5 protein-coding genes and 1 pseudogene are annotated in these 8,996 nt (G+C 31.4%); 2 read left to right on the top strand and 4 right to left on the bottom strand.

Going from position 1 to position 8,996, the window contains the following annotated elements:
* Window positions 1-474: pseudogene (locus AAC053_RS12560) on the bottom strand (30S ribosomal protein S6--L-glutamate ligase); the annotation flags it as partial.
* A 98-nt stretch (window positions 475-572) separates the two neighbouring features.
* On the opposite strand from AAC053_RS12560, the gene uvrC reads away from it, so the two are divergent.
* On the top strand, window positions 573-2,366 hold the full coding sequence (gene uvrC, locus AAC053_RS12565) for an excinuclease ABC subunit UvrC (protein ID WP_339757197.1): 1,794 nt from the start codon (window positions 573-575) through the stop codon (window positions 2,364-2,366).
* 73 nt (window positions 2,367-2,439) lie between these two features.
* The gene (locus tag AAC053_RS12570; RefSeq protein ID WP_339757200.1) at window positions 2,440-4,641 is read left to right on the top strand and encodes a patatin-like phospholipase family protein; all 2,202 of its coding nucleotides are present in this window, start codon (window positions 2,440-2,442) and stop codon (window positions 4,639-4,641) included.
* 7 nt (window positions 4,642-4,648) lie between these two features.
* Here the strand turns inward: AAC053_RS12570 and AAC053_RS12575 are convergent, their stop codons facing one another.
* The 3 genes from AAC053_RS12575 to AAC053_RS12585 form a co-directional block, all read right to left on the bottom strand.
* Window positions 4,649-5,068 carry a hypothetical protein gene (locus AAC053_RS12575; protein ID WP_339757203.1) on the bottom strand — a complete coding sequence of 140 codons (420 nt, stop codon included), beginning with the start codon at window positions 5,066-5,068 and terminating at the stop codon, window positions 4,649-4,651.
* A 548-nt stretch (window positions 5,069-5,616) separates the two neighbouring features.
* Entirely contained in the window at window positions 5,617-8,325 is a 2,709-nt protein-coding gene (locus tag AAC053_RS12580) for a carboxypeptidase-like regulatory domain-containing protein (RefSeq protein ID WP_339757206.1), read from the bottom strand.
* A partial coding sequence (locus tag AAC053_RS12585; RefSeq protein WP_339757209.1) for a GLPGLI family protein occupies window positions 8,322-8,996 on the bottom strand: 675 nt, incomplete at its 5' end. The genes AAC053_RS12585 and AAC053_RS12580, both read right to left, overlap by 4 nt.

Raw genomic sequence — 8,996 nt, forward strand, 5'->3', positions numbered from 1 at the left:
TTTGTTGGTATCAGCTAAAACCACACCGATACCTTGTGTGCCTTCCAATAATTTTATGATTACAGGTGGACCGCCAACATGAGCCAAAACCTCCTCAACATCACGAGAATAATTTGTGAAAACCGTTTTTGGCATTCCAATTCCTGCTTTAGATAAGCGCTGAAAACTTCTTAGTTTATCTCTACTTCTAATAATAGCATCTGATGTTACAGTTGTAAAAACATTCATCATTTCGAATTGTCTCACCAATGCACAGCCAAAAAAAGTAACAGATGCTCCAATTCTTGGAATAATGGCATCTACATAATCTAAATAACGATCTTTATAATATACGGTAGGTTTTTCTTGCTCAATTATAATGTCGCATTTAAGAGGGTCGATAACTTCCACTTCATGACCTCTGTTTTCACCCTCTTCGATAAGGCGTCTAGTGGAGTATAGGTTTTCATTTCTTGAGAGAATGACAATATTCATGGCATGTTACGAGCTTAAAGAAGTTTTTGCTTGATGCAATATACTAAAAAAGGAATTCTGATTTTTACAATACTATCAATTAAGCTACCTTTGGTTAAATGCCAGAAACCACCTTAGAAATACAAATAAAAACTCTGCCACATCAACCTGGTGTGTACCAATATTTTGATGCTGACGATACGTTAATTTATGTTGGTAAAGCTAAGGACATTAAAAAACGAGTTAGTAGCTATTTTACTAAGCATCACGATTATGGCAAAACACGTGTTTTAGTTAAAAATATTATTTCGGTTAAGCATATTGTAGTTGAGACAGAAAACGATGCTTTATTATTAGAGAATAATCTTATTAAAAAATATCAGCCTAAGTATAATGTATTACTTAAGGATGATAAATCATACCCTTGGATTTGTGTTAAAAAAGAACGTTTTTCGAGAGTTTTTCCAACGCGACGGGTCATTAAAGATGGCTCAGAATATTTTGGGCCTTATACGAGCATGAAAACCGTAAGGACTTTGCTTGGTTTAATTAAAGGCTTGTATCAATTGCGCACTTGTAATTACGATTTGTCTGAAGCTAAAATTGCAGCAGGTAGGTATAAAGTTTGCCTAGAATATCATTTAGGAAACTGTAAAGGTGCTTGTGAAGGCTACGAAACGGAAGAAGAATATTATGCAAATGTTATAGCGATTAGAGAAATTTTAAAAGGGAATTTTAAGGATTCTTTGCAGCAGTTTAGAGAGCAAATGAAAGGGCACGCGGAGAACATGCAATTTGAAGATGCTCATAAAATAAAAGAGAAACTCGAAGTTTTAGAAAATTACCAAGCGAAGTCCACCATTGTGAACCCTAAGATTAGTAATGTAGATGTGTTTTCAATTGTAAGTGATGAGACCTATGCTTATGTCAATTTTTTACAGTTGAGTTATGGTTCTATTATTAGATCTCATACACTAGAATTAAAAAAGAAATTACAAGAATCTGACACTGAATTATTAGAATTAGCTATTACTGAAATCAGACAACGATTTAATTCAAACTCAAAAGAAGTTTATGTGCCTTTTAAAGTTAATTTAGGTAATGACTTAAAGATAACAATACCTAAACTTGGCGATAAAAAAAGTATCCTAGACTTATCTAGACGTAATGCGATGTATTATCGTATGGATAAGTTAAAACAGATTAAAATAGTAGATCCAGATCGTCATGCCAATAGAATAATGGCACAGATGAAAACCGATTTAAGATTATCTGAAGAACCAAGACATATAGAGTGTTTCGATAATTCTAATATACAGGGCACAAATCCTGTAGCAGCATGTGTGGTTTTTAAAAACGGAAAACCTAGTAAAAAAGACTACCGTAATTTTAACATAAAGACTGTTGTTGGGCCAGATGATTTTGCGTCAATGGAAGAAGTGGTTTATAGACGTTATAAACGTTTGGTTGAAGAAGAGCAGCCCTTACCTCAGCTTATTATTATTGATGGTGGAAAAGGACAATTGTCTTCAGCGTTAAAAAGTCTGAATATCTTAGGATTAAGAGGAAAAATTGCTATTATTGGTATTGCTAAGCGGTTAGAAGAATTGTTTTATCCAGATGATCCTATTCCTCTCTATTTAGACAAGAAAAGTGAGACTTTAAAAATCATTCAGCAATTAAGAAATGAAGCCCATCGTTTTGGGATAGAACATCATAGAAATAGAAGAAGTAAAGGAGCTTTAACCACTGAGCTCGAAAATATAGCAGGAGTGGGTGAGCAAACTATTATTGATTTAATGAAAAGCTTTAAAACAGTAAAGCGTATCGCAAATGCAAAGTTAGATGAGCTCGAAGCTGTTGTAGGTGTGTCTAGAGCTAATAAAATTTATAACTATTACCATAAAGAATAAGTTGAAATTGTCCCAAACATACTACTCAAAGCATAAGCATTCGTGTCTTATTATAATTTTGGTGTTTTTAGTTATGAGTTTCAATCATTTGAAAGCTCAAGAGTCTAAAGAGTCTAAAGAGCCTAAAGTTGGCTTAGTGCTTAGCGGAGGCGGAGCTAAAGGGTTTGCCCATATTGGAGCTTTAAAAGTTATTGATAGTTTAGGTATTAAAATTGATTATATTTCTGGCACAAGTATGGGAGCGATAATCGGTTCGCTATATGCTACGGGTTATTCTGGTAAGCAGCTAGAAGCGATGTTTAATATTCAAGATTTTGACGAACTTATTAATGATGAATTCCCTCGTGAAACTAAGCCATTTTATGAACGTGAAAATGCCGAAAAATACGCAGTTAGCTTGCCTTTCGATAAGTTGAAAATTAGTTTACCTTCTGCATTATCTCGCGGCCAAAACGTCTATAATTTATTATATCAATTAATGTTACCTGTTAATGATATTAGAGATTTTGAAAAATTGCCTATTCCCTTTTTCTGCATTGCTACAGATATAGAAACTGGGGAATCGTTGATTTTAGATAAAGGAATATTGGCAGAAGCTGTTACTGCGAGTGGAGCTCTACCTTCTTTGTTTCAACCGGTAACAATTAATGAGAGAATATTGATAGATGGTGGAGTAACCAATAATTTTCCTGTTGAAGAATTGAGAGCAAAGGGCATGGATATTATTATCGGAGTAGATGTGCAAGATGCCCTAAAAGATAGAGAATCTTTAAAATCGGCTCCAGATATTTTGTTGCAGATAAATAATTTTCGCACTATTAAAGCGATGAAGAATAAAGCTCCTCTCACAGATATTTATATAAAACCAGACATTACTAATTTTTCTATTATTTCCTTCAGTGAAGGTGAAGATATTATTGCCAATGGAGAAGCTGCAGCAAGAGTAAATCTTTCAGAATTATTAAAAGTAAGAAACCAACAAAACACAAGTGTTATTAGACCTGTAATTAGACCACCAGATAGTATAAAAATTAAGTCTATTAAAATTGTTGGTAATGAACGCTATACAAGATCGTATCTTTTAGGGAAACTAAAACTTAGAGGTAATGAAATGATGAATTATAGCGATTTTAGAAAAGGGATTAATAATATCATTGCAACAAATAACTTTGACACCTTTAGATATCAATTAGAACCAACGGGATATGATGGTGAATATAACTTAAGAGGTAATTTAAGAGAATCCGAAACCACAACCTTCTTAAAGCTAGGTGTGCACTACGACGATTTGTATAAAAGTGCAGCTTTAGTAAATCTCACAAAAAAACGATTACTTTTTAATAATGATATTGCTTCTTTAGATCTTATTCTTGGTGACAATTCGAGATATGAGTTTGATTATTTTATAGATAAGGGGTTTTATATTAGTATAGGAATTAAATCGCGCTTTAATCAGTTTAATAAAAATGTAAATCCTTTACTAGCTTTAGAGGAAAATTCACCATTACTAATGGGCTTAAATAAGATAGATGCAGAAGTTTCAGATTTTACAAATCAAATTTATATACAAACTATTTTTAGAAAGGATTTTGCGCTTCGTGCAGGAGCAGAATATAAGCGTTTAAAAATCACATCAGAAACAATAATAGCAGACAATCAGGATGACTACATTGTTTTTGAAAACACAGGCTACTTTGGCTTGTTTGGTAATTTAATATTTGATAGTTATAGCAATCCTTATTTCCCCAAAAACGGCTTTTACTTTAATGGTGATTTTCATTTGTATCTCAATGCTTCAAATTTTAATAAAGACTTTGAGCGGTTTTCAATCGCTAAAGCAGATATTGGTTATGCATTTAGTTTTAGTGATAAAGTTGCCCTAAAAACAGAAGCTAATGGTGGTTTTAAAATAGATGATAATTCTACAACTGCTCTCGGTTTTGCATTAGGTGGTTATGGCAATAACTTTATAAATAATTTCTATTCATTTTATGGCTATGATTATATAGAGCTTTCTGGAGATAGTTTTGTGAAGGCTACTGTTACCTTAGATTACGAAATTTTTAAAAATCATCATTTACTCTTTGCAGCTAACTACTCTAATATTGAAGATGGTATTTTTAAATCCGGAGAGTGGTTTACATCGCCAAATTATAGTGGTTATGCTTTAGGGTATTCTTTAGAGACTTTTCTTGGACCTTTGGAAGGTAAATACACGTATTCACCAGATACTGGTAATGGCTATTGGTTTTTTAATTTAGGGTTTTGGTTTTGACAAAATATTATTTCTTAAAAAAGACACCTTTTCCTTTAAAAAACACATTATTTACAAAATTATCTATAACCATAGATAGCATTAAATCACCACTATTAACACTATTTGTTATACCATCTTCTAAAGGACCACAACCTCTAAGGTAAACAGTGTAATCTATATAAGTGTTTTCAATCAACTTAAAATTTGAAAATAGTTTTGTGTTTAGTTCCTCAGAATTAAGTTTGAAATTAGTCTGATTTATATCTGAAAATGAGAAAGGGTCATCATTTTTGAAAGCGGTATTTACCGAATCTAACTTAAATTCAAATACTATTTTAGATTCTAATTTTATAGTAGAAAAGGAATATTTTTTTTCATCTAAATTTTGAGAATAGATAAACGGAATTGTAATGACGCCGCAAACAAAATATATTATAAATTTCATATTTAATTCTTTTTAAAACGAATTTGATTTATTTTCGAATAATCTGTGATATTTTCAATATATGGCATATCCATTGAAAGGATTATAGTTTTAATCCCTATTTCTTCAAGTTTACCTTTATGTTTAATAGATATCGTGCCTAACTTTTTTAAGTGCACAGAAAATAAAAAAATTGCAAATAACTTCTTATTTTTCATCAATGTAAGGTACAATATATTTATAAAATGAGTCTTCAACAACCTTAGAATAAGACCCTCCTACTAATTTAACTTTACCATTTATGTAAACGTCATTATCAACATCAAGTGTGGTAAAATCAGATGGGTTATGATTTGGTGAAATAACAATATCTTAGTGAAAGTAAAAGGTAATTTCATTTTTTTAGGTTGATAATTGATGATTGAAAATGTGATATGGTTTTTAATAAAACTTGTTTCAGAATCTCACTTAAAATTTTCTGACACATCGAGCATTAACGAATTCAAAAGGTATTTTGAATGAAGTTACATTACGAAGTAGAAGTAATCCGAAATCTCTTAACTTACAACTTACAACTTATAACTCAATTTAAACATCACAATTCTTGGTAAAATAAAAGTTCTGCTATCACTAATTATAAAAGCATTAAAGGAATTCTGTTGCTTAAACTCTACATCAAACAAGTTGGTAGCATTAATCTCAAATCCCCAAGGACTATCTTCTTTCTGGTAGAATAGAGAAGCATTTGCAGTGTCAAATGTATTAGTTATACCTTGGTTTTTATTGTTGTATTTATCAAACGTATAATCTGCTTTAAAGATAAAGTCCTTTAAAAAATCGTATTCGAGAATTGCTTCAAATCGATCATTTTCAAATTTATTGGTATTACCCGAAGCTTTATAGTTACTATAGTCTTTGGTGTAGTTGATTTCTATATTTGGGTGATTTTTAAACGACGTTTCAATACCAGCCGTTGATGAAACCGATTTTGAAATATTTAGATTAACATCATCATTCAATAACTGAAAGAAATCATTATAACTAAAACGAGAGCTCAAATTATAGCGGATTTTATTTATTTTTTTTGAAACGCGTCCGCTAACTGTCCAATTTTGCTCAGGCTGATCGAACATAATTGTAGTATTAAAGGATTCTATGCCATTAAGCTCAGAAACTGTCTTAATCGTTTTAGTACGTTTATTAAAACTGGTGTTAAGATTAAAATTGAGGTTTCTAAATAAACTAAACTTATAATAGCTCAAAGTAGCTGTATGGTACAATTGATTCTCCAATTGATTATTTCCTCTAAATACACTATTAAAGTTAGACAGAATAAAATTATTAGCCAATTGGTTAATCCCTGGAAAGCGTGCATTAAATCGGTAACGAAAATTCAACTTTTCACTATTATTAAATTCTACTTTGGTTGTAAATTGTGGTAAAAACAGATTTTTAGAAAATGTTTCAGAAGCTTCAAATTGTTGTGTACGCCACAAATACCCATGATAAAAAACACCTGGTTTAAAAGTAGCAATGCCAATTTGAAATTTATATTCTAATCCCAAATACGTATCTACAAAACTATAACCAAAATCATTACCAAACTCCGCCGAACTAAAGTTGTTTACGCTTCCATCACTGAGCAGCTGAACATCTTCATTAAAGAAATCATTAAAAGAAGTGTTGATACCTAAACTTGTATAAATGTGGTTAAAGTTATTAAGTACCCAATAATCTTTTACAATGGCATTAAAATTATGCGACCTTGATTTTTTGGTCTGTAGAATATTAAAAACAGTATCATCTTCTAAAGGAATTAAACCTTGTAAGATCTGTTGGTTGGTTAACCATTCTGTTATCGGTTTATCATTCTGAAAATTATACGTCGCTTCCAAGGTTGCCGTGTGCGCTTTAGAGAGTTTACGGCTATAATTAATATTCTGTTTTAAGTTAAGCGAGGTAACATCAGTTAAGGTGTTAATGGTATTATTTCTATTTGGGCTTAGTGTGTTTAGTAAACCGTTACTGTCATTATTTGTCACTTTTACAAACGTATTGTAGGCAAAATTCTCTTTAAAACTTGGGTCGTAATCTATGGTAATCTTGCCAATGGTAAAAAAGTTGTTAAGACTATTAGTAACGGTTCTATCTTCCGTAAAGGGTTCTGCAATATTTTGGTACGCATTTATGGTATTACTTGCTGTTTCTGTTTTAGAGTTAGATGTAATTAAATAGCCACTAATGTCTGTGCTATTAGAAACCGATTGCCTAATGTTTAAGGCACCAAACTGGTTAATATTATCTTTAAAATTTTGATTGTTGAGGTACTTTGCAAAATCACTGTTAAACAAACTAAAATAACTACCAGCATCATCTAGCAGTTTCCCAAAACCACCCTCAAACTCTAAATAATCATTAAAACTAAAGCTTTTAATGCCTTGGTTGTTAAGGTCACCAATAAAATTAATATTAGTTTTTGGGCTGTAATAAAACAGATTAGGATGCAAGAGATAACGATTCTTAGCACCTCCACCAACTTCTACATCACCAAAAACAAACTTCTTTTTGTCTTCTTTTAATAAGATGTTCATTGCCATATCCTCAGAGTCTTGCAAACCTTTTAGCATGGCAACATCATTATAATTATCTAAAATCTCAACTTTATCCACAGCATCAGCTGGTATATTGTTTACAGCGAGTTTACTGTTGCCAGTAAAAAAGGTTTTGTTTTCTACGAGGACTTTGGTTACTTTTTTGCCTTGCACAGTTACGTTGCCTTCTCTATCTACTTCTACACCTGGTAGTTTTTTTAAGGCATCTCTAAGTTTACGTTCTTCTCCGGTCACAAACTTACTTACATCATAAGTAATGGTGTCTTTTTTTACGGTAATTGGTGGTGTATATTTAATGTTAACTTCATCTAATTGGTCTGGGTTTTCTTTGAGTATAAAGTTTTTAATGAAATTTTGGTCTGTAGTGGTTACGTTAAGCGTTTGTGGTTTATAGCCCAAGTAGCTAACCGTAAGCTCGTAGGTTTGGTTTTTTACTAAACCTAGTTTATAACTGCCGTCTTTTTCTGTAATTGCAAATTTTACGTCTTGGTCGTCGGCTTTTGGAATCGCTAAAATATTAGCATAAGATAAAGGATTTTGTATGGTGTCTGTTACTTTACCAGCAACAATTATATTCTGGGAAAAAGAAGAAAATCCTACTAGAAGTACTAGGATTGTTAAAATATATTTGTAATAAAACTGCTTTAGCAAAGTTATCAGTATCAATTTTTTCTATTTGTGTATTGTTTTGAAACTATACGATTAAATTCGTCTTCAGAAATTTTTTTTCCTTTTTCGGAAAAGCTAATATTAATATCCTCCTCGTTAAAGAATTCTATTTTTTTCAAAGAAGTTATGGTGCCATTATTATTTAACTGAAGAATTAAACCCGGTAATCCTCCATAACCATCGGGTCCATAGGGTAATGAGATTTCTGGTGCGTACCACGCTGTAATTTCTAATTTGTGTTTCCCTTCAGAGTTTTCAATAATACGTGTGGTTGTAGCTTTGTAACATAAATAGTTATCAATTTTTAATGTGTCCTTTGATAAAATCCAATTAATATCATTCTTTTCAATCAAAAAGGTGCTGCCCGAAAGTTCTTTTTTGTGAATAATGCTTTTACTTATTGGATTAAAATAAACTTCTCCATAAAATTCAGAAATTCCTTTGACAAAAGCTTCAACTATTGGGTTGTCATTAATAGATAAAGCCTTGACTTCTTTATAAATGGCTTCTGTATTATTAAATGTTAATTGGTATTCACGATTTTTTAAGCTCTTTATTGCCTCTTTCAGATGCTTATTATTGATGCTATCAGTGCTTGAAGACAATTGTTTTTTGTAATAAGCATTACCAACTTGAGCATATATAGAAGTTGTAAATAAAAAAAACAT

The organism is uncultured Winogradskyella sp. (assembly GCF_963975125.1).
GTDB lineage: Bacteria > Bacteroidota > Bacteroidia > Flavobacteriales > Flavobacteriaceae > Winogradskyella.

Coding starts and splice junctions, on each gene's coding strand:
- uvrC (WP_339757197.1), top strand. CDS start 573: ATGCCAGAAACCACCTTAGAAATACAAATAAAAACTCTGCCACATCAA.
- AAC053_RS12570 (WP_339757200.1), top strand. CDS start 2,440: ATGAGTTTCAATCATTTGAAAGCTCAAGAGTCTAAAGAGTCTAAAGAG.
- AAC053_RS12575 (WP_339757203.1), bottom strand. CDS start 5,068: ATGAAATTTATAATATATTTTGTTTGCGGCGTCATTACAATTCCGTTT.